Raw genomic sequence first — 18,815 nt, 5'->3', positions numbered from 1 at the left:
CGACGCCGCGCCCTTGCGGGGTCCGCCACTATTTATTCACCGCCTTCTCCTCATCACTTCGTTCTGCATCGTCGGCGGCGGTCAGGCGCGCTCCTTCTCGACGAGCTCGTAGGACTCGATGATGTCGCCTTCCTTGATGTCGGAGTAGCCCAGCGTCATACCGCACTCGAAGCCCTCGCGGACCTCGGTCACGTCGTCCTTCTCCCGTCGCAGCGAGTTGATCGTGAGGTTCTCGGTGACCACGACGTTGTCCCGCAGCAGGCGGGCCTTCGCGTTGCGCCGCACCACACCGGAGCTGATCATGCAGCCGGCGATGATGCCCACCTTCGAGGACCGGAAGATCGCGCGGATCTCGGCGCGACCCAGCTCCTTCTCCTCGTAGATCGGCTTGAGCATGCCGCGCAGGGCCTTCTCGATGTCGTCGATCGCCTGGTAGATGACCGAGTAGTAGCGGATCTCGACACCCTCGCGGTTGGCGAGCTCGGTCGCTTTCCCTTCGGCGCGCACGTTGAAGCCGATGATGACCGCGTCCGACGCCGACGATGCAGAACGAAGTGATGAGGAGAAGGCGGTGAATAAATAGTGGCGGACCCCGCAAGGGCGCGCCGATTGGCCAAACGCATCAACACGATCGTCGCCTCGGCGATCGAGTTCGAGATCAAGGATCCCGGCCTGGACGGGGTGACCATCGTCGACACGAAGGTCACCGCCGACCTGCACGACGCGACGGTGTTCTACACCGTGATGGGCCGCACCCTCGACGAAGAGCCGGACTACGCCGCCGCCGCGGCCGCACTGGAACGGGCCAAAGGCGCGCTGCGCACGATGGTGGGGGCGGGCACCGGCGTGCGCTTCACGCCCACGCTGACATTCACCCGCGACACCACATTGGACACCGTGGCGCGGATGGACGAGTTGCTGGCGCGGGCCCGCGCCGCGGACGCCGATCTGGCGCGAGTTCGTTCCGGGGCCAAGCCGGCCGGGGAGGCCGATCCCTACCGGGGGTCGAGTGATGAGGACACCGGTGACGACGACCGACGCGAAGACTGAGCTGGCCGGGGCCGCGGGAGCCGGGGTGCGCATCGACGCCCGCGGCGCGGTCGAATTGCTCTCCGGCGCCGCGACTATCGCGGTGGTCGCCCATGTGCACCCCGACGCCGACACCATCGGCGCGGGCCTGGCGCTGGCGCTGGTGCTGGACAAGTGCGGAAAAAGCGTCGAGGTCGGTTTCGCCGAGCCGGCGGCGCTGCCGGAGTCGCTGGCGTCGTTGCCCGGTTGCCAGCTGCTGGTCGGTGCGGACGCGATGCGGCGCGACGTCGATCTGGTTGTCACCGTTGATGTTCCAAGCGTCAAGCGGCTGGGCGCGCTGAGCGATCTGGCCGGCCCCGGCCGCGAGTCGCTGGTCATCGACCACCACGCCTCCAACGAGCTGTTCGGGACCGCGAACTTCGTTGACGTGTCGGCGGATTCGACGACGATGATGATCGCCGACATCCTCGACGCGTGGGGCAAGCCGATCGAACCGGACGTCGCGCACTGCATCTACGCCGGGCTGACCACCGACACCGGTTCGTTCCGCTGGGCCACCCCCCGCGCGCTTCGGCTGGCGGCCCGGCTGGTGGAGACCGGCGTCGACAACGCCGCCGTCAGCCGAGCGTTGATGGACAGCCATCCCTTCAGCTGGCTGCCACTGCTGTCACGCGTGCTGGGCTCGGCGCACCTGCTGCCCGACGCGGCCGGTGGCCGTGGGCTGGTGTATGCCGTTGTCGGACACCAGGATTGGGTCACCTCGCGGCCCGAGGAAGTCGAAAGCATCGTCGACATCGTGCGCACCACGCAGCAGGCCGAGGTGGCCGCGGTGTTCAAGGAGGTCGACCCGCAGCAGTGGTCGGTGTCGATGCGCGCCAAGGCCGACGTGGATCTGGCGGCGGTCGCGTTCGCGTTCGGCGGGGGCGGCCACCGGCTGGCCGCCGGCTATTCGACGTGCGGGCCAATCGACGACGCGGTCGCGTCGCTGCGCGCCGCGCTCGATTAGAACGCCCAGCTGCCCGCCCGCTGCAGCACGAACCCGTGGTCACCACTGGTGGTGTCCAGGCAGGCGACCAGGTTGTCGGCGCCGACGGCGCACGTGACGTTCAGGTAGGTCAGCTTCTGACCTGCACCCAACAACTTGCCGCCCGGTGGCAGGGCGGCCGGGTTGCCGTCGCATCCGCCGTAGGACATGCGGCTCAACTGGTAGCCCGGTCCCTTGAACTCGGCCGAACCCACCAGGCAATCGCCCGGGTGCGGGCGCCCGCCGAGCACGGGGACGTCGTCGATGCCGGGCATGTCGCCCTTGCACTTGATGTCCTGTGACGGCTGCGGCGCGGGCGCCGGGCCGCCATAGAAGTCACACACCAAGGAGTATGGGGTGGAGAAGCTGATCCGCGGCGGGGTACTCGGGCCACTGCTGATGACGTAGCCGTCCGCCGGGACGGGTGCGAAACCGTCCAGGTTGGGAAATCCCGCCGGCGGCTGCGCGGCCGCGCGCGGCGCTGTGCCCACCATTGCGACCGCCGCGGTGAGCACCACGGCGCACGCGAGCAACCTCCCGAGGACGTCCAGGACCAAACGCATCAGCTGATCGTATTGGTTGCCCTCAGTTCACCCACAAGCCAGCGGCGATCAGAACTGACACAACGGCGATGACCAGGCCCAACGCCGGCCATTTCCACATCCCGGCCCGACGCCGGATGCCGGTGACGAGCGCCCCGACGCATGACACCAGCAGGGCCAGCGCGATCCCGCCCGCGATGACGACGGTCCCGGTGAAGGTGCGGTGGACGAAGTGCGTGACGGCGGGGCTGTCGCAGTTGTCGCTGCATATCGGCAGCATCAGCCACATCGAGGACAACAACGCCAGGGCGACTGAAACGGCGCTGACCGCCAGCTCCGCGACGAAGAGCAGCACGGTCGCGACGATGTCCGCGGTCGGTCTTCGCCACGGCGCGGGCGGCGGAAATTGGATCATCGACGAGGCCGGCGCGGCTAGCGGACCTGCGCCCGCCCGCGCTGCAGCACCGCCTCGCGGTTAGCGGCGATGTCGTCGCCGCTGGTCCGGAACTGGCGGGCCGCCATCGCTTCCAGCCACAGGCCCGCGCTGGTCTGCGAGTCGTCGATCCGGTGATAGGACGCCAGCAGCGCGCGCACCGCATCCTGGTTGTTGCCGACGATCGACGCGGCCACCTGGCGTGCGGCGGGCAGCAGCTGGTCGTGCGGCACCACCTCGGTCACCAGCCCGGCGCGCAGCGCGTCGGTGGCGGACAGGTAGTCCCCGGTCATGCTCATCCGGCGGGCCAGGCCGACGCCGACCTTCTGCGGCAGCCGCACGCTCAGCCCCCAGGTGGGCAGCAGGCCGACGCGGGCGTGGGTGTCGGCGAAGCGGGCGTTCTCCGAGGCGATCAGGATGTCGCAGTACAGGGCCAGCTCCAGCCCGCCGGTCACCGCGGCGCCGTTGATCGCACCGATGACCGGCTTGCTCAGCGGAGGCCACCGTGGGGAGATGTCCGGAAGCGCCGAGGAACCGCCCAACTCCTTGAGATCCAGGCCCGCACAGAACACCGGGTCGGCGCCGGTCACGATGACGACGTCGACGGCGTCGTCGGCTTCCGCGTCGGCCAGCGCCCCGAAGAATCGATCCCGCAGCGCCGAAGACAGCGCGTTGCGGGACTGCGGCCGGTTGAGGGTCAGGGTGCGCACCCGCTCGTCGGTTTCGATCAGCAGGATGTCGTCGCTCATGAGATCACCGTAAAGGGTCGCCGGCCCCGCCTATCGTTGAGGCATGTGCCGGAACATCACCGAGTTGCGCGGGTTGCAACCGTCGGCGACCGCCGAGGAGATCGCGGCGGCGGCCCGCCAGTATGTGCGCAAGGTCAGCGGGATCACCCGACCCTCGGCGGCGAACGCAGACGCCTTCGAGGCGGCGGTTGCCGAGGTCACCGAGACGACGGCCCGGTTGTTGGCGGCGTTGCCTCCGCGGCGCCAGCCGCCCAAGACCGTCCCACCGTTGCGCCGGCCCGAGGTCATCGCCCGGCTGGCCGGGGCGCAGTGACGCGCACCGCCACCAGGCCCGCGCTCAAGGAGTGGAGCGCCGCCGTGCACGCCCTGCTGGACGGTCGCCAGCGGGTGCTGTTGCGCAAGGGCGGCATCGGGGAGAAGCGCTTCGAACTTGCCGCCTCCGAGTTCCTCCTGTTCCCGACGGTCGCCCACAGCCACTTCGAGCGCGTGCGGCCCGAGCATCGCGACCTGCTCGAGGCGGCCGCCGCCGACAGCACCGACGACCGTCTGGTGATCCGGGCGGCCGCGAAAGTCGTTGCCGCCGTGGCGGTTAACCAGCCAGACCGGCTGGCGGAAATCGAGGACCTGCACATCTGGACCGGCGATTCGGTGCGCGCCGACCGGCTCGACTTCCGCCCGAAGCACAAGCTGGCCGTGCTGGTGGTGTCGGTGCACCCGCTGGCCGAGCCGGTGCAGATCACCCGGACGCCCGACTACGGCGGCTGCAAAAGCTGGGTGGAGCTGCCCCTGCGGGCGCCGCTCGCGGCACCCGTTCACGACGACGCCGCGCTAGCCGAGGTCGCCGCCCGTGTCCGCCGCGCCGTTGGCTGACAGGTCGAGCGGGCCGACGGGCAGCAGCAGCCTGGAGCGTCCATAGCGCACGGTGTGGGTGGCCGGCTCGGACTGGTGGCCCGTCAGAATCGGCTCGTCGGTGCCCAGGTTGCGCGCGTAGCGGGGGAACCAGCTGCCGGCGATCAGCAGGCGGATGCGGGAGCCGGCGCGGAAGCGGTGGGCGATGCCGTCGAGTTCGACGCGGACGGTCCCCTTCGACGATTTCTTGGCGGTCCGCAACCGCCGGTAGCCGTCGCTGACGTTCTTCGACCGGCCTTTGGCGTCGACCTCGCTCACCCGGACGAAGAGGTCGACGTGGGGAGTGTCGGCGCCGTGCGCCAGCTCGACGGCCGGGCTGCCGTAGACGCACAGGTCGTGGGTGAGGGTGAGGCTGGTGAAGGCCAGCACGTCGTCGCGCGTCGCGAGCCGGCTGTCGTCGCGGTAACCGCCTTTCGGCGACAGCAACGGGCCGCCCGTGGTGGGTGTGGGGTCGGCGGGGTCGTAGCGGAAGGACGCCGGCGCCAGCCGCGCCAGGTCCGTCGGGGCGGTCTCACCGAGGTGTCCGCCGGGCCGCAGATAGAGCGCGCGCTCGGTGGTGGCGGGCGGCCAGTCGGCCACAGTGCGCCAACCCTGGCCGGTGACATACGCGTGGACCCGGCCGGGCCGTCGCGGGGCGGGCGCGCCGCCGAGGTGGGCGCCCAGCCAGTCCAGCGACTCCCGCGTGCAGGTGCTCAGGCCGGTGGCGAGCAGCTGGGTGTGCGTCCAGGGGCCCATGGTGAGCGCGACGTCGACGCCCCGGCCGCGCAGGTGCTCGTACTGCTGCAGCGTCTGCCTGACGAAAATGTCCTGCCAGCCGCCGATCAGCAGCACCGGCACGTCGACGCGGTCCAGCGCATCGCCGCAGCGCAGCGCGTCCCAGAACGGATCGTTCGGGTCGGTGTGCTCGACCCACGATTCGAACCAGGGCGCGCCCGTACCGAGCAGCGCCCGGGCCGTGTCGCCCACCGGCAGCCCGAGGGCCGCCTGCGTCACCCTGCTGCGGTTCTGCAGCTGGCGCAGCGCCGACCGGGCGCGTACCGGGTCTTCCTGGTGGGCGACCATGTCGCTCCAGCCGAGGAAGTCGTTGATCGCGAACGAGCCGGTACCCCACACCGAGGCGTTGAAATCGTGCGGCCCCACGGTGACGACGGCCGCGGCGAGCTCCGGCGGGGGATCGGTCATCAGCGCCCACTGGGTGAACCCGAGGTACGACAAACCGATGGTGGCGAAGCGGCCGGTGAACCAGGGCTGCTCACGCAGCCAGGCCACCGTGTCGGCGCCGTCGGCGGCCTCGTTGGCCATCGGTTCGAAATCCCCGCCCGACCCGAACGTGCCGCGGACGCTCTGCAGCACGACGTGGTAGCCGCGGGCCGCGTACAGTGCGCCGAACACCAGCGAGAACGGGAAGGAGCGCCCGTACGGCCCCCGCGCCAGCAGGGTGCCGGCGGGGCAGTCGGTGTTCGGTGTGTAGTGATCGGCCACCAGGCCGACCCCGTCGCGCATGGGCACCCGGACGCGTTCGACCGTGTACTCGGTGGTCGCCGGCGGCAGGCCCAGCAGCCGGCCCACCGCCTTGCCGCCGAGGTGTCGCAGGGCGTGCAGCGCGGGCTGGGCGGGTCGCGTCGAGGTGATACTCACGGTGCCCAGGTTAAGGCCCGAGCGGGGATCAGAACTTGTAGTACGGCGCGAGGTCGTTGGCCCGCTGCAGGTCGGTGGACATGCAGTCGACCTCGGGGTTGGAGTAGACGGTGGAGTAGTAAAGCGCCTGCTGCAGCACGCCGTAACTGGTCTTGAATGCGACCATGCAGGAGTAATACCAGTAGCTGTTGTGATACGTCGGCTTGAGCACCCAGTACTGCGCGGCGCGGTGGCCGGCGATGGTGGTCTCGACGGCGTCGGGGGGCAGCGTCGCCTCGTAGGTGCGCCAGATGATGGGCTCGACGGCCACCTGGTAGTTGCCCGCGTCGAAGTGGCAGCGCAGGCCGTCTTCGTGCTCGGGCGGTGTGAACGCCAGGCCGAGCCGCTGGATGACGTCGAACGGGATGTCCTCGCACGCGTCGAACGGGCGCGGGTCGGTGGTGGCCACGATCGGGCTCTTCATCGTGGTTTCCATCGGCGCCGCCGTCGAGCGCAGCTCGACGCGCCCGCCCCCGGTCGGCCCCTGTGCGCCGCCCTGCCACCCGGCCGTGCCGGCGATGGCCGCCGCGATCACGGCACCGATGGCCCCGATCAGACGTATCTTGGCGAACACGACACCCCCTGACGGCTCCCTGGCCCTTGCCGGGAGTGTACAAGTCGCCTCCCGCGCGGTCACCGGTAAACAAGAACACGTTCCAATGCCGGCGAGCAAGGCGCGGCCCCAACCGGCCCCGCACCGCGGGTCATTAGGCTGGTTAACCGTGGCTGGTCAAAATGCGGGGCAGGAATCGACCAATGGGGGACAACCCACGCTGTGGGCCGTCTCCGACCTGCACACCGGTCACCTGGGCAACAAGCCGGTCACCGAGTCGCTGCACCCGTCCTCGCCGGACGACTGGCTGATCGTCGCCGGTGACGTCGCCGAACGCACCGACGAGATCCGCTGGGCCCTGGACCTGCTGCGCCGGCGCTTCGCCAAGGTGATCTGGGTGCCCGGCAACCACGAGTTGTGGACCACGACGCGGGATCCGGTGCAGGTCTTCGGCAGGGCCCGCTACGAGTACCTGGTCCACATGTGCGACGAGATGGGCATCGTCACGCCGGAGCATCCCTTCCCGGTGTGGACCGAGCGCGGCGGCCCGGCCACGATCGTGCCGATGTTCCTGCTCTACGACTACAGCTTCTTGCCCGAGGGGGCGGCGAGCAAAGCCGAGGGCCTGACCATCGCGCGGGAGCGCAACGTGGTCGCCACCGACGAATTCCTGCTGTCGTCGGAGCCGTACCCCACCCGGGAAGCGTGGTGCCAGGAGCGGCTCGCCACCACGCGGACCCGCCTCGAGCAACTCGACTGGATGACGCCGACCGTCCTGGTGAACCATTTCCCGCTGGTCCGCGAGCCCTGCGACGCGTTGTTCTACCCGGAGTTCTCGCTGTGGTGTGGGACCACCAAGACCGCCGACTGGCACACCCGCTACAACGCGGTCTGTTCGGTCTACGGTCACCTGCACATTCCGCGCACCACCTGGTACGACGACGTGCGCTTCGAGGAGGTGTCGGTGGGATACCCGAGGGAGTGGCGGCGCCGCAAGCCGCACAGCTGGCTGCGCCAGGTGTTGCCCGACCCGCAATACGCGCCGGGATACCTCAACGACTTCGGCGGCCACTTCGAGATCACTCCCGAGATGCGGCAGCAGGCCGCACAGTTCCGGGAACGGTTGCGGCAGCGGCAATCACGATGACGGACAAGCTGGTCTCCTCGGTGCTGCCCGACATGGGCGAGCTCGCCTACTCGGAGCTGTACTCCGACCCGCCGGACCTCGTTCCCCTGCCCGAAGAGGAGCCGCTGATCGCCAAGTCGGTGGCCAAGCGACGCAACGAGTTCGTCACCGTCCGGCACTGCGCCCGGGTCGCGATGGGCGAGCTCGGCCTGCCGCCGGTGCCGATCCTCAAGGGGGAGAAGGGCGAACCGTGCTGGCCCGACGGCGTGGTGGGCAGCCTCACCCACTGCACCGGCTATCGCGGTGCGGTCGTCGGCCGCAGCGAAGCGGTGCGCTCGGTGGGCATCGACGCCGAACCGCACGACGTGCTGCCGGACGGCGTGCTGAACGCGATCAGCCTGCCCGAAGAGCGACACGAGATGACGACGCTGCCCGCCGGCCTGCACTGGGACCGAATCCTGTTCTGCGCCAAGGAAGCAACGTACAAGGCCTGGTTCCCGTTGACCAAGCGCTGGCTGGGTTTCGAGGACGCCCACATCGTGTTCGACCTCGACCCGCCGGACGGGGAGACCACCGGGGTGTTCGTGTCCAAGATCCTGATCGACGGGCAGACCCTCGACGGGCCACCTCTGACCGCGCTGAGGGGCCGGTGGTCGGTCGAGCGGGGACTGGTGCTGACCGCCATCGTGCTATGAGTGGCGGCCCGGGGCCCGGTCCGGGATTGGTCGTCGTCGACAAGCCGGCCGGGATGACCAGTCACGACGTGGTGGGCCGCTGCCGCCGCATCTTCGCCACCCGCAGGGTGGGGCACGCCGGGACGCTGGACCCGATGGCCACCGGCGTGCTGGTGATCGGCGTCGACCGCGCCACCAAGATCCTCGGCCTGTTGACCGCGGCCGCCAAGTCCTACACCGCCACCATTCGGCTGGGCCAGACCACCTCCACCGAGGACGCCGAAGGAGAAGTGCTGCACAGCGTTTCGGCCGCGCACCTGACGCGAGAGGAGATCGTGGCCGCGGTCGCCGGCCTGCGCGGCGATATCGAGCAGGTGCCGTCCGCGGTCAGCGCGATCAAGGTGGATGGGCGGCGCGCCTATCGGCTGGTTCGCGAGGGCCAGACAGTCGAACTCGAGGCCCGGCCGGTGCGCATCGACCGGTTCGAGGTGCTCGATGTCCGGTCCGAGGGCCAGTTCGTCGACGTCGACGTGGAGGTCGACTGCTCGTCGGGAACCTACGTTCGCGCGCTGGCCCGCGACGTCGGCGCCGCGCTCGGCGTTGGCGGGCATCTGACGGCGCTGCGGCGCACCCGCGTCGGTCGCTTCACCCTGCAGCAGGCCCGCTCGCTCGACGACCTGGCCGAGCGGCCCGGCCTGTCGTTGACCCTCGACGAGGCGTGCCTGCTGATCTTCCCGCGCCGCGACCTGACCGCCGGGGAGGCCGAAGCGGCGGCCAACGGGCGAGCGCTCGCGCCTGCCGGCATCGACGGCGTCTACGCCGCCTGCGACGCCGCCGGGCGGGTGATCGCGCTGCTGCGCGACGAGGGCTCACGCACCAAGTCGGTGGTTGTGATCAGACCCGCGACGCTCCAGGAATAGGCTGAGGCGCGGATCTCTCCAGCCTGTCGAAGAAGGGGCGCGCTATGTCCAACAAGGTTTACGTCGTCGGCGTCGGCATGACGAAATTCGAGAAGCCCGGCCGCCGCGAAGGCTGGGACTACCCGGACATGGCGCGCGAGTCCGGGACCAACGCCCTGTCCGACGCGGGGATCGACTACCGCGAGGTGCAGCAGGGCTACGTCGGCTACGTCGCCGGCGATTCGACGTCCGGGCAGCGGGCGCTCTACGAGCTGGGCATGACCGGGATTCCGATCGTCAACGTCAACAACAACTGCTCGACCGGCTCGACCGCGCTGTTCCTGGCGGCCCAGGCCATCCGCGGCGGGATCGTCGACTGCGCCCTCGCGCTCGGTTTCGAGAAGATGCAGCCCGGCTCGCTGAGCGGCGGCGCCCAGGACCGCGAATCGCCGATGGGCAAGCACGTCAAGGCAATGGCCGCGATCGACGAGTTCGCGATGCCCGTCGCGCCCTGGATGTTCGGCGCCGCCGGCCGCGAGCACATGCGCCAATACGGCAGCACCGCAGAGCATTTCGCCAAGATCGGTTACAAGAACCACAAGCACTCCGTCAACAACCCGTTCGCGCAGTTCCAGGAGTCCTACACGCTCGAGGACATCCTGGCGGCGCGAACGATCTCCGACCCCCTGACCAAGTTGCAGTGCTCGCCGACGTCCGACGGTTCCGGCGCGGCGATCCTGGCCTCGGAGAGCTTCGTCGACCGCCACGGGCTGGCCGGCCAGGCCGTGGAGATCGTCGGCCAGGCCATGACGACGGACTTCGCGTCGACCTTCGACGGGACCGCCAAGAACCTGATCGGCTATGACATGAATGTGCAAGCGGCGCAACAGGTCTACGACCAGTCCGGCCTGGGCCCGGAGGACTTCCAGGTGATCGAGCTGCACGACTGCTTCTCGGCCAACGAACTGCTGCTCTACGAAGCCCTCGGCCTGTGCGGTCCGGGCGAGGCGCCCAAGCTGATCGACAACGGCGACACCACCTACGGCGGGCGCTGGGTGGTCAACCCGTCGGGCGGCCTGATCTCGAAGGGTCATCCGCTGGGCGCGACCGGGCTCGCGCAGTGCGCCGAGCTGACCTGGCAGCTGCGCGGCTCCGCCGACAAGCGTCAGGTCGACAACGTCAGCGCCGCACTGCAACACAACATCGGGCTGGGTGGCGCGGCCGTGGTCACCGCTTACCAGCGCGCCGAACGCTAGAGCGCGGCGGCGCCGGCGTCGAACGTGCTCTCAGGGCGAAAAATCGGGCGAAATTTCGCCATGACTGCACGTTCGGCGCTCTGAGAGTCAGCCCGATGGCGGCGACCCGCGGCGCCCGGCTTCGCCGCGCTTGCGATCGCCGCTAGCCCACCACCCAGACGGCCCGGGCGGCCGGGCTGCCCAGGTCGACCGTCGTCTCCGCGCCGTCGCCGGCTTCGATCGCCACCGAGATCATGCCGGCGAATTCCCGGCGGGTCAGGACCCGCAGCCGCGAATCGAGGTTGATGCCGACGTCGGCGAAATAGCGCAGCATCTCCGGGTCGGCGTCGGAGATGCGGGCCACCGTTCCGGTCTCACCGTCGCCGCACGCCCACAGCTGGCGGGCCGGCGGCGTGGGCACCTGCCCGTCCGAGGCCGGGATCGGGTCCCCGTGCGGGTCGCGTTGCGGGAACCCGAGCTTGGCGTCGATGCGGGCCACCAGCCGGTCCGACACCGCGTGTTCGAGCACCTCGGCCTCGTCGTGCACCTCGTCCCAGCCGTAGCCGAGCTCGTTGACCAGGAACGTTTCCAGCAGCCGATGTCGGCGCACCATCGCCAGCGCCGCGCGCCGCCCAGCTTCGGTCAGGGTCACCGCGCCGTATTTCTCGTGATCGACCAGGCCCTGCTCGGCGAGTTTGCGGATCGACTCCGAGGCGGTGCTGGCCGATACCCCGATCTTCTCGGCCAGCATCTTGGTGCTGACCTTTTCCCGGGACCACTCCTGGGCGTTCCAGATGACCTTGAGGTAGTCCTGGCCGACCGCGGTGAGACCGCCACGCTCTTCGTCAGCCCTCACAACGAGAAAGTTTAGGCAACTCAAGCCTGATCGTGTGCTCCTCGACACCCTCGCGCCGGCGGATCTCCCGGTGGACCGCGGCGGGCCGTAGGCTTGCGGTCGTGCAGCGGTGGCGCGGCCAAGACGAGATTCCCACGGACTGGGGCAGATGCGTGCTCACCATCGGGGTGTTCGATGGCGTGCACCGGGGCCACGCGGAGATAATCGCGCATGCCGTCAAGGCCGGGCGCGCCCGCAACGTGCCGACCGTGCTGATGACGTTCGACCCGCACCCGATGGAAGTGGTCTACCCGGGCAGTCATCCCGCGCAGCTGACGACGCTGACGCGCCGCGCCGAACTCGTCGAGGAGCTGGGCATCGACGTCTTCCTGGTGATGCCGTTCACCAGCGACTTCATGAAGCTCACGCCGGAGCGCTACGTCCACGAGCTCCTGGTGGAACACCTGCACGTGGTCGAGGTCGTGGTGGGGGAGAACTTCACCTTCGGCAAGAAGGCGGCCGGCAACGTCGAGACCCTGCGGCGCGCGGGCGAGCGGTTCGGGTTCGCGGTCGAGTCGATGTCCCTGCTCAGCGAGCACCTGAGCAACGAGACCGTGACGTATTCGTCCACGTATATCCGGTCCTGCGTGGACGCCGGTGACGTGGTGGCGGCCATGGAGGCGCTGGGCCGCCCGCACCGCGTGGAGGGCGTCGTCGTCCGCGGCGAGGGGCGGGGCATGGAACTGGGGTTCCCGACCGCCAACGTGGCGCCGCCGATGTATTCGGCGATCCCGGCCGACGGCGTGTATGCCGCCTGGTTCACCCTGCTCGGGCACGGACCGGTGACCGGCACCGTCGTCCCGGGCGAGCGGTACCAGGCCGCGGTGTCCGTGGGCACCAACCCGACCTTCTCGGGCCGCACGCGCACCGTCGAGGCCTTCGTCCTGGACACCACCGCCGACCTCTACGGCCAATACGTGGCGCTGGATTTCGTCGCGCGCATCCGCGGTCAGCGCAGGTTCGACTCGGTCAAGGAGCTGATCGACGCGATGGGCAAGGACACCGACCGGGCCCGCGCGATGCTCTTGACGCAGGACTGATTGCCGCGGCTTCAGGAAGCGACCAGGTCGTCGATCTGGTTGATCGCCGACGTGGAGCCCTCGACAACGCCCATGTCCAGCACTCGCTGAAGATCCTCGGCGGATTCGAAGGTGCACACGTAGGTCGCGCGCGTGCCGCCGTTGTGCTCGGTGAAGGTGTAGACGTTCTGCGCGACCGGCAGGTCGGCGTTCGGGTTGAAGTCGGGGTCGGCGAACCCGTCGAGAAACGAGAAGCTGTTCGGCTCGTCGACGGCGGTGATCTCCCAGTAGCCGGCGTACTTCTCGCCGTCCGGGCCGGTCATGAAGTAGGTCGTTCGGCTTCCCGGCGTGAGGCTGTGGCTCACCACGGTCGCCGGGTGGGACGGCGGCCCCCAGACCTTCTCCAGTTGCCGCGGGTCGGCGTACACCTGCCAGATCCGGGCCACCGGGGCGGCGAAGTCGGCGGTGATGGTCAGCGTCAGGGCGTCCGGGTCATGCTTGACGTCGGTCACGGGCATGGGTCAGTCCTCCTTGTTCGGGTCGGTCGAGATGAGTTCGTCGATGCGGGCGATACGGCCTCGCCACACCTGTTCCAGCTCGGTGAGCATGCCGGCGACCGACCGCACCGCCGCCACGTCACCGCTGGCCAACTGCTCGCGACCGCTGCGCCGTTTGGTGATCAGGCCGGCCTTCTCCAGCACGACGACGTGCTTCTGCACGGCCGCAAAGCTCATGTCGTATTTCAGGGCGAGCGAGGAAACCGAGTGCTCCCCGGCCAGCGTCCGGCGCATGATGTCGCGCCGGGTGCGGTCGGCGAGCGCGTGAAAGAGGGCGTCCACCCGATCTTCCTGGTCTACGGTCACCGGCACAACCTACAACCAAATGGTTGTAGGTTGTCAAGTGCTGGGCGCTGGCCTGCGATTTCGGTGGACGTCGTCGCCGCTGATAGACTCGCCAGCCGATACGGCGTGTGCTGCAGTCCGCGGTGGCCACGCACGAGAATTTTCGCGGCACCGATTGATGGAGATGTTTTCGTGGCGCTGACCGCCGAGCAGAAAAAAGAAATCCTGGGCACCTACGGCCTGCACGACTCCGACACGGGTTCCCCGGAGGCGCAGGTCGCGCTGCTGACCAAGCGGATCGCCGACCTCACCGAGCACCTCAAGGTCCACAAGCACGATCACCACTCGCGGCGGGGCCTGTTGCTGCTGGTCGGGCGCCGGCGCCGGCTGCTGAAGTACGTCGCCCAGATCGACGTCGAGCGGTACCGCTCGCTGGTCGAGCGCCTGGGCCTGCGCCGCTGACCGCGGTCTACTGACCGCTAGGTCCGTCCGTGTAGAGTGAGAGCGTTCTGGGCCGGTTCGGCCCGAGCGAACGGTGCGGCCGCGCAGATCCGCGTGTGCCGTTCCAGCGTGTCATGACGGGAGCAGCCCAGTCTGTATCGGGCGGTCTTCGGTAGTGGCTGCCGGGCTCTCCGGATCTGGAGCAGGTCGGCCGCTTCGATCGACGGCCGCGGCCGCATCCAGACTTTTTCCTCTCGTAGGAAGCTCTCGGGTTAAAGCGTGACGACGCGAAAAAGCTGAATACCCAGAGAGGCCGTACGGACACCTATGTCTGTCGCTGAAATTGAAGAAGGCGTGTTCGAGTCGACCGCCGTTATCGACAACGGGAGCTTCGGCACCCGCACCATCCGTTTTGAGACCGGCCGGCTGGCCCAGCAGGCCGCCGGCGCCGTCGTCGCCTATCTCGACGACGAGAACATGTTGTTGTCGGCGACCACCGCCAGCAAGAGCCCGAAGGAGCACTTCGACTTCTTCCCGCTGACCATCGACGTCGAGGAGCGGATGTATGCCGCCGGGCGCATCCCCGGCTCGTTCTTCCGCCGCGAGGGCCGGCCCTCCACCGACGCGATCCTGACCTGCCGCCTCATCGACCGGCCGCTGCGCCCGTCGTTCGTGTCCGGACTGCGCAACGAGATCCAGGTCGTCGTGACGATCCTGAGCCTGGACCCCAACGACCTGTACGACGTGGTGGCGATCAACGCCGCCTCGGCGTCCACCCAGATCTCCGGCCTGCCGTTCTCCGGCCCGGTCGGGGGCGTGCGCGTCGCCCTGATCGACGGCACCTGGGTCGCCTTCCCCACCGTCGAGCAGCTCGAGCGGGCCGTGTTCGACATGGTGGTGGCCGGCCGCAAGGTCGACGGTGACGTCGCCATCATGATGGTCGAGGCCGAGGCCACCGAGAAGGTCATCGAGCTCGTCGAGGGCGGCGCCCAGGCGCCGACGGAAACCGTGGTGGCCGAAGGCCTGGAGGCGGCCAAGCCGTTCATCGCCGTGCTGTGCACCGCGCAGGAGGAGCTGGCCGGTGCGGCCGCCAAGCCGACCGCCGAGTACCCGGTCTTCCCGGAGTACGCCGAGGACGTCTACTACTCGGTCGCCTCGGTGGCCACCGACGAGCTGGCCAAGGCGCTGACGATCGGCGGCAAGGCCGAGCGCGACGCCCGCACCGACGAGCTCAAGGCCGAGACGCTCGCGCGGCTCGCCGAGACCTACGAGGGCCGGGAGAAGGAGGTCAGCGCCGCGTTCCGCTCGCTGACCAAGAAGCTGGTCCGCCAGCGCATCCTGACCGACCACTTCCGCATCGACGGCCGTGGCATCACCGACATCCGCGCGCTGTCGGCCGAGGTCGCCGTCGTACCGCGGGCGCACGGCAGCGCGCTGTTCGAACGCGGCGAAACCCAGATCCTGGGCGTGACCACGCTGGACATGGTCAAGATGGCGCAGCAGATCGACTCGCTGGGGCCGGAAACCTCCAAGCGCTACATGCACCACTACAACTTCCCGCCGTTCTCCACCGGCGAGACCGGCCGCGTGGGCTCGCCCAAGCGGCGTGAGATCGGGCACGGCGCGCTCGCCGAGCGGGCGCTGATCCCGGTGCTGCCCAGCGTCGAGGAGTTCCCGTACGCCATCCGGCAGGTGTCCGAAGCGTTGGGCTCCAACGGCTCGACGTCGATGGGATCCGTGTGCGCGTCCACGCTGGCGCTGCTCAACGCCGGTGTGCCGCTCAAGGCGCCGGTCGCCGGCATCGCGATGGGGCTGGTCTCCGACGACGTCGAGATCGACGGCAAGACCGAGCGTCGCTTCGTCACGCTGACCGACATCCTCGGCGCCGAGGACGCGTTCGGCGACATGGACTTCAAGTGCGCGGGCACCAAGGACTACGTCACCGCCCTGCAGCTGGACACCAAGCTGGACGGCATCCCGTCCCAGGTGCTCGCGGGCGCGCTGTCCCAGGCCAAGGATGCGCGCCTGACGATCCTCGAGGTCATGGCCGAGGCCATCGACGGGCCCGACGAGATGAGCCCCTACGCCCCGCGGGTCACCACCATCAAGGTCCCGGTGGACAAGATCGGCGAGGTCATCGGGCCCAAGGGCAAGGTCATCAACGCCATCACCGAGGAGACCGGCGCGCAGATCTCGATCGAGGACGACGGCACGGTGTTCGTCGGCGCCACCGACGGGCCCTCGGCGCAGGCCGCGATCGACCGGATCAACGCCATCGCCAACCCGCAGCTGCCGACCGTGGGCGAGCGGTTCCTCGGAACCGTGGTCAAGACAACCGATTTCGGTGCGTTCGTGTCGCTGCTGCCGGGACGCGACGGCCTCGTCCACATCTCCAAGCTGGGCCGCGGCAAGCGCATCGCGAAGGTCGAGGACGTCGTGAACGTCGGCGACAAACTGCGGGTCGAGATCGCCGATATCGACAAGCGCGGCAAGATCTCCCTCGTCTTGGTCGAGGAGGACAGCGCTGCCCCAGCCGATGCTCCGGCGGCCGCCCCTGCCGATGCCGCGACCGCCAGCAGCTGACCTGCCCCGGCCGCGCCCGACTCGTGCGGGCGCCCTGCGCCGGGGTAAGCAGATCGCCGAGGCGGAACCGGACCGCCAATCCGCACTGCGCCGCAGCACGCTTCCGGGCGGTCTTCGGGTAGTCACCGAGTACCTCCCGTCGGTGCGTTCGGCGTCCGTCGGGGTCTGGGTCGGCGTCGGATCGCGCGACGAGGGCGCCACCGTGGCGGGGGCGGCGCACTTCCTCGAGCATCTGCTGTTCAAGTCGACTCCCACCCGCAGCGCCGTGGACATCGCGCAGGCGATGGACGCGGTCGGCGGTGAGCTCAACGCGTTCACCGCCAAGGAGCACACCTGCTACTACGCGCACGTCTTGGACAGCGACCTGGAGCTGGCCGTCGACCTGGTGGCCGATGTGGTGCTCAACGGCCGGTGCGCGACCGAAGACGTCGAGCTGGAACGCGACGTGGTGCTCGAAGAGATCGCGATGCGCGACGACGATCCCGAGGACGCGCTGGGGGACATGTTCCTGGGGGCGATGTTCGGTGACCACCCGGTGGGCCGACCGGTGATCGGCACCGCGCAGTCGGTGTCGTCGATGACCCGGACCCAGCTGCACTCCTTCCATGTCCGGCGCTACACGCCGGAACGCATGGTGGTCGCCGTGGCCGGCAATGTCGACCACGACGAGGTGGTGGCGCTGGTGCGTGAGCACTTCGGGCCGCATCTGGTGCGCGGGCGCCGGCCCATCGCACCGCGCAAGGGCGCCGGGCGGGTGACCGGACGGCCCGGCTTGATGCTGGGCAATCGGGACGCCGAGCAGACCCACGTCTCGCTGGGCGTGCGCACCCCGGGACGTAGCTGGCGCCATCGCTGGGCGCTGTCGGTGCTGCACACCGCGCTGGGTGGGGGGCTGAGTTCCCGCCTGTTTCAAGAGGTTCGCGAGTTGCGCGGGCTGGCATACTCCGTCTACTCGACGGTGGACATCTTTGCCGACAGCGGCGCGCTGTCCGTCTATGCCGCCTGCCAGCCCGAGCGGTTCGCCGAGGTGATGCAGGTTACCAACGAGGTCCTCGAGTCGGTGGCCCGCGACGGCATCACCGAGGCCGAATGCCGCATCGCGAAGGGATCGTTGCGCGGTGGCCTGGTCCTCGGCCTGGAGGATTCCAGCTCCCGGATGAGCCGGCTGGGCCGCAACGAGCTGAACTACGGCCACCACCGCAGCATCGAGCACACGCTGCGCAAGATCGACCAAGTGACCGTCGAGGAGGTCAATGCGGTTGCCCGCCGGCTGCTGAGCCAGCCCTACGGCGCCGCCGTCCTGGGTCCGTATGCCTCCAAACGGTCACTGCCCCAACAACTTCGGGCGATGGTAAATTAGCCCCGTGGTACTGGGCTTTTGGGACATCATGGTGCCCATCGTGGGCGCGCCGATGGCCGGCGGACCGGGCACGCCGGAGCTGGCCGCGGCGGTGTCCAACGCGGGCGGGCTCGGCTTCGTCCCGGGCGGCCATCGGAGTGCGGAGCGATTCGCCGAGGACATCGCGGCCGCGCGGGCGGCCACCACCGGGCCGCTGGGCGTCAACCTGTTCGTTCCGCAACCCAGCGTCGCCGACTGGATGGCGCTGGACTACTACGCCGAAGAACTCGAGGAGATCGCGGACTACTACCAGGTCGAGGTGGGTCACCCGCATTACGGTGACGACGACGACTGGGAGCGCAAGCTCGAGGTGGTCGCCGACGTGCGGCCCGAGCTGGTGTCGTTCACCTTCGGTGTGCCGCCGCCCGACGTCATCCGGCGGTTGGGGGCGCTGGGGCTGCTGGTGATGGTCACGGTGACGTCGGCGTACGAGGCCGGGATCGCCGTCGCCGCGGGCGCGGACAGCCTCATCGTGCAGGGACCCGACGCGGGCGGGCACCGGGGCACGTTCGCGCCCGACATGGAGCCCGGTAACGAATCGCTGCACCACCTGATCGATCGCATCCGCCACGCGCATGAGGTGCCCGTCGTCGCCGCGGGCGGACTGGGCACCGCGCGGGACGTCGCCGCCGTGCTGCACCGCGGTGCGGTGGCCGCCCAGGTCGGCACCGCGCTGCTGCTCAGCGACGAAGCGGGCACCAGCGCCGCGCACCGCACCGCCCTGAAGAATCCGGTCTTCGGTACCACCGTCGTCACCCGCGCGTTCTCGGGCCGGTACGCCCGCGG

At 69.4% G+C, this 18,815-nt stretch carries 21 protein-coding genes and 1 pseudogene; 13 read left to right on the top strand and 9 right to left on the bottom strand.

Going from position 1 to position 18,815, the window contains the following annotated elements; genetic code table 11:
• Positions 1-81 precede the first annotated feature (81 nt).
• A pseudogene (locus A5711_RS13565) lies at positions 82-543 on the bottom strand (EF-Tu/IF-2/RF-3 family GTPase); the annotation flags it as partial.
• A gap of 39 nt (positions 544-582) precedes the next feature.
• Here A5711_RS13565 and rbfA point away from each other — a divergent pair.
• Positions 583-1,050 carry a 30S ribosome-binding factor RbfA gene (gene rbfA, locus A5711_RS13560; protein WP_067947265.1) on the top strand — a complete coding sequence of 156 codons (468 nt, stop codon included), beginning with the start codon at positions 583-585 and terminating at the stop codon, positions 1,048-1,050.
• The gene (locus A5711_RS13555) at positions 1,025-2,035 is read left to right on the top strand and encodes a bifunctional oligoribonuclease/PAP phosphatase NrnA (RefSeq protein WP_156744927.1); all 1,011 of its coding nucleotides are present in this window, start codon (positions 1,025-1,027) and stop codon (positions 2,033-2,035) included. Before rbfA ends, A5711_RS13555 begins: the two co-directional genes overlap by 26 nt.
• On the opposite strand, the gene A5711_RS13550 is transcribed toward A5711_RS13555, so the two are convergent.
• The 3 genes from A5711_RS13550 to A5711_RS13540 are packed head-to-tail and all read right to left on the bottom strand — an operon-like array spanning position 2,032 to position 3,777.
• A complete protein-coding gene (locus tag A5711_RS13550) occupies positions 2,032-2,616 on the bottom strand; it encodes a hypothetical protein (protein WP_067947261.1) in 585 nt (194 codons plus the stop codon). The genes A5711_RS13555 and A5711_RS13550 overlap by 4 nt on opposite strands.
• Before the next feature lie 22 nt (positions 2,617-2,638).
• Positions 2,639-3,010, bottom strand: coding sequence for a hypothetical protein (locus A5711_RS13545; protein ID WP_067947258.1), 372 nt, complete (start codon positions 3,008-3,010; stop codon positions 2,639-2,641).
• A gap of 17 nt (positions 3,011-3,027) precedes the next feature.
• Positions 3,028-3,777 carry an enoyl-CoA hydratase gene (locus tag A5711_RS13540; protein WP_067947256.1) on the bottom strand — a complete coding sequence of 250 codons (750 nt, stop codon included), beginning with the start codon at positions 3,775-3,777 and terminating at the stop codon, positions 3,028-3,030.
• Positions 3,778-3,820: 43 nt separating this feature from the next.
• On the opposite strand from A5711_RS13540, the gene A5711_RS13535 reads away from it, so the two are divergent.
• Both A5711_RS13535 and A5711_RS13530 read left to right on the top strand, forming a co-directional pair.
• Positions 3,821-4,090, top strand: coding sequence for a DUF2277 domain-containing protein (locus A5711_RS13535; protein WP_067947254.1), 270 nt, complete (start codon positions 3,821-3,823; stop codon positions 4,088-4,090).
• Positions 4,087-4,647, top strand: coding sequence for a DUF1802 family protein (locus tag A5711_RS13530; protein ID WP_067947251.1), 561 nt, complete (start codon positions 4,087-4,089; stop codon positions 4,645-4,647). Before A5711_RS13535 ends, A5711_RS13530 begins: the two co-directional genes overlap by 4 nt.
• On the opposite strand, the gene A5711_RS13525 is transcribed toward A5711_RS13530, so the two are convergent.
• The gene (locus A5711_RS13525) at positions 4,606-6,324 is read right to left on the bottom strand and encodes a CocE/NonD family hydrolase (protein WP_067947249.1); all 1,719 of its coding nucleotides are present in this window, start codon (positions 6,322-6,324) and stop codon (positions 4,606-4,608) included. The genes A5711_RS13530 and A5711_RS13525 overlap by 42 nt on opposite strands.
• A gap of 28 nt (positions 6,325-6,352) precedes the next feature.
• Positions 6,353-6,937 (bottom strand): DUF3558 domain-containing protein, encoded by a 585-nt coding sequence (locus A5711_RS13520; RefSeq protein ID WP_067947247.1) that lies wholly within the window; start codon positions 6,935-6,937, stop codon positions 6,353-6,355.
• Between the two features lie 148 nt (positions 6,938-7,085).
• Between A5711_RS13520 and A5711_RS13515 the strand changes: the two genes are divergently transcribed.
• From A5711_RS13515 to A5711_RS13500, 4 genes are read left to right on the top strand one after another with little or no spacing between them, the layout of a single operon-like run.
• Positions 7,086-8,063 carry a metallophosphoesterase gene (locus tag A5711_RS13515; protein WP_067947245.1) on the top strand — a complete coding sequence of 326 codons (978 nt, stop codon included), beginning with the start codon at positions 7,086-7,088 and terminating at the stop codon, positions 8,061-8,063.
• Positions 8,060-8,737 carry a 4'-phosphopantetheinyl transferase gene (locus tag A5711_RS13510; RefSeq protein ID WP_067947243.1) on the top strand — a complete coding sequence of 226 codons (678 nt, stop codon included), beginning with the start codon at positions 8,060-8,062 and terminating at the stop codon, positions 8,735-8,737. The genes A5711_RS13515 and A5711_RS13510 overlap by 4 nt, the downstream gene beginning before the upstream one ends.
• On the top strand, positions 8,734-9,636 hold the full coding sequence (gene truB, locus A5711_RS13505; RefSeq protein WP_067947241.1) for a tRNA pseudouridine(55) synthase TruB: 903 nt from the start codon (positions 8,734-8,736) through the stop codon (positions 9,634-9,636). Before A5711_RS13510 ends, truB begins: the two co-directional genes overlap by 4 nt.
• A 44-nt stretch (positions 9,637-9,680) precedes the next feature.
• Complete coding sequence (locus A5711_RS13500; protein WP_067947239.1) at positions 9,681-10,871, top strand: lipid-transfer protein; 1,191 nt, start codon at positions 9,681-9,683, stop codon at positions 10,869-10,871.
• A 142-nt stretch (positions 10,872-11,013) separates the two neighbouring features.
• Here A5711_RS13500 and mntR read toward each other — a convergent pair whose 3' ends face one another.
• Positions 11,014-11,706 carry a manganese-binding transcriptional regulator MntR gene (mntR, locus tag A5711_RS13495; RefSeq protein WP_067947237.1) on the bottom strand — a complete coding sequence of 231 codons (693 nt, stop codon included), beginning with the start codon at positions 11,704-11,706 and terminating at the stop codon, positions 11,014-11,016.
• Between the two features lie 101 nt (positions 11,707-11,807).
• Here mntR and A5711_RS13490 point away from each other — a divergent pair, with 101 nt between their 5' ends.
• Positions 11,808-12,785, top strand: coding sequence for a bifunctional riboflavin kinase/FAD synthetase (locus tag A5711_RS13490; protein WP_067947235.1), 978 nt, complete (start codon positions 11,808-11,810; stop codon positions 12,783-12,785).
• A gap of 11 nt (positions 12,786-12,796) precedes the next feature.
• Here A5711_RS13490 and A5711_RS13485 read toward each other — a convergent pair whose 3' ends face one another.
• Positions 12,797-13,282, bottom strand: coding sequence for an SRPBCC domain-containing protein (locus A5711_RS13485; RefSeq protein WP_067947233.1), 486 nt, complete (start codon positions 13,280-13,282; stop codon positions 12,797-12,799).
• Between the two features lie 3 nt (positions 13,283-13,285).
• Complete coding sequence (locus A5711_RS13480; RefSeq protein ID WP_067947271.1) at positions 13,286-13,627, bottom strand: helix-turn-helix transcriptional regulator; 342 nt, start codon at positions 13,625-13,627, stop codon at positions 13,286-13,288.
• 171 nt (positions 13,628-13,798) lie between these two features.
• On the opposite strand from A5711_RS13480, the gene rpsO reads away from it, so the two are divergent.
• From rpsO to A5711_RS13460, 4 genes are all read left to right on the top strand, one after another.
• Positions 13,799-14,068 carry a 30S ribosomal protein S15 gene (rpsO, locus tag A5711_RS13475; protein ID WP_067199669.1) on the top strand — a complete coding sequence of 90 codons (270 nt, stop codon included), beginning with the start codon at positions 13,799-13,801 and terminating at the stop codon, positions 14,066-14,068.
• Between the two features lie 306 nt (positions 14,069-14,374).
• A complete protein-coding gene (locus A5711_RS13470; protein ID WP_197520795.1) occupies positions 14,375-16,630 on the top strand; it encodes a polyribonucleotide nucleotidyltransferase in 2,256 nt (751 codons plus the stop codon).
• Complete coding sequence (locus A5711_RS13465; RefSeq protein WP_067947269.1) at positions 16,608-17,990, top strand: pitrilysin family protein; 1,383 nt, start codon at positions 16,608-16,610, stop codon at positions 17,988-17,990. The genes A5711_RS13470 and A5711_RS13465 overlap by 23 nt, the downstream gene beginning before the upstream one ends.
• 4 nt (positions 17,991-17,994) lie before the next feature.
• Positions 17,995-18,815: nitronate monooxygenase (locus A5711_RS13460; RefSeq protein WP_067947229.1), on the top strand; the 821-nt coding region annotated here is incomplete at its 3' end.

This window comes from Mycobacterium sp. E2238, assembly GCF_001672665.1.
Classification (GTDB): Bacteria; Actinomycetota; Actinomycetes; order Mycobacteriales; family Mycobacteriaceae; genus Mycobacterium.
The sequence above is the reverse complement of the archived record's forward strand: the minus strand, read 5'-3'. Positions and strand labels throughout refer to the sequence as shown.

Coding starts and splice junctions, on each gene's coding strand:
- A5711_RS13550 (WP_067947261.1), bottom strand. CDS start 2,616: ATGCGTTTGGTCCTGGACGTCCTCGGGAGGTTGCTCGCGTGCGCCGTG.
- A5711_RS13545 (WP_067947258.1), bottom strand. CDS start 3,010: ATGATCCAATTTCCGCCGCCCGCGCCGTGGCGAAGACCGACCGCGGAC.
- A5711_RS13540 (WP_067947256.1), bottom strand. CDS start 3,777: ATGAGCGACGACATCCTGCTGATCGAAACCGACGAGCGGGTGCGCACC.
- A5711_RS13535 (WP_067947254.1), top strand. CDS start 3,821: ATGTGCCGGAACATCACCGAGTTGCGCGGGTTGCAACCGTCGGCGACC.
- A5711_RS13510 (WP_067947243.1), top strand. CDS start 8,060: ATGACGGACAAGCTGGTCTCCTCGGTGCTGCCCGACATGGGCGAGCTC.
- truB (WP_067947241.1), top strand. CDS start 8,734: ATGAGTGGCGGCCCGGGGCCCGGTCCGGGATTGGTCGTCGTCGACAAG.
- A5711_RS13500 (WP_067947239.1), top strand. CDS start 9,681: ATGTCCAACAAGGTTTACGTCGTCGGCGTCGGCATGACGAAATTCGAG.
- A5711_RS13485 (WP_067947233.1), bottom strand. CDS start 13,282: ATGCCCGTGACCGACGTCAAGCATGACCCGGACGCCCTGACGCTGACC.
- A5711_RS13470 (WP_197520795.1), top strand. CDS start 14,375: ATGTCTGTCGCTGAAATTGAAGAAGGCGTGTTCGAGTCGACCGCCGTT.
- A5711_RS13465 (WP_067947269.1), top strand. CDS start 16,608: ATGCCGCGACCGCCAGCAGCTGACCTGCCCCGGCCGCGCCCGACTCGT.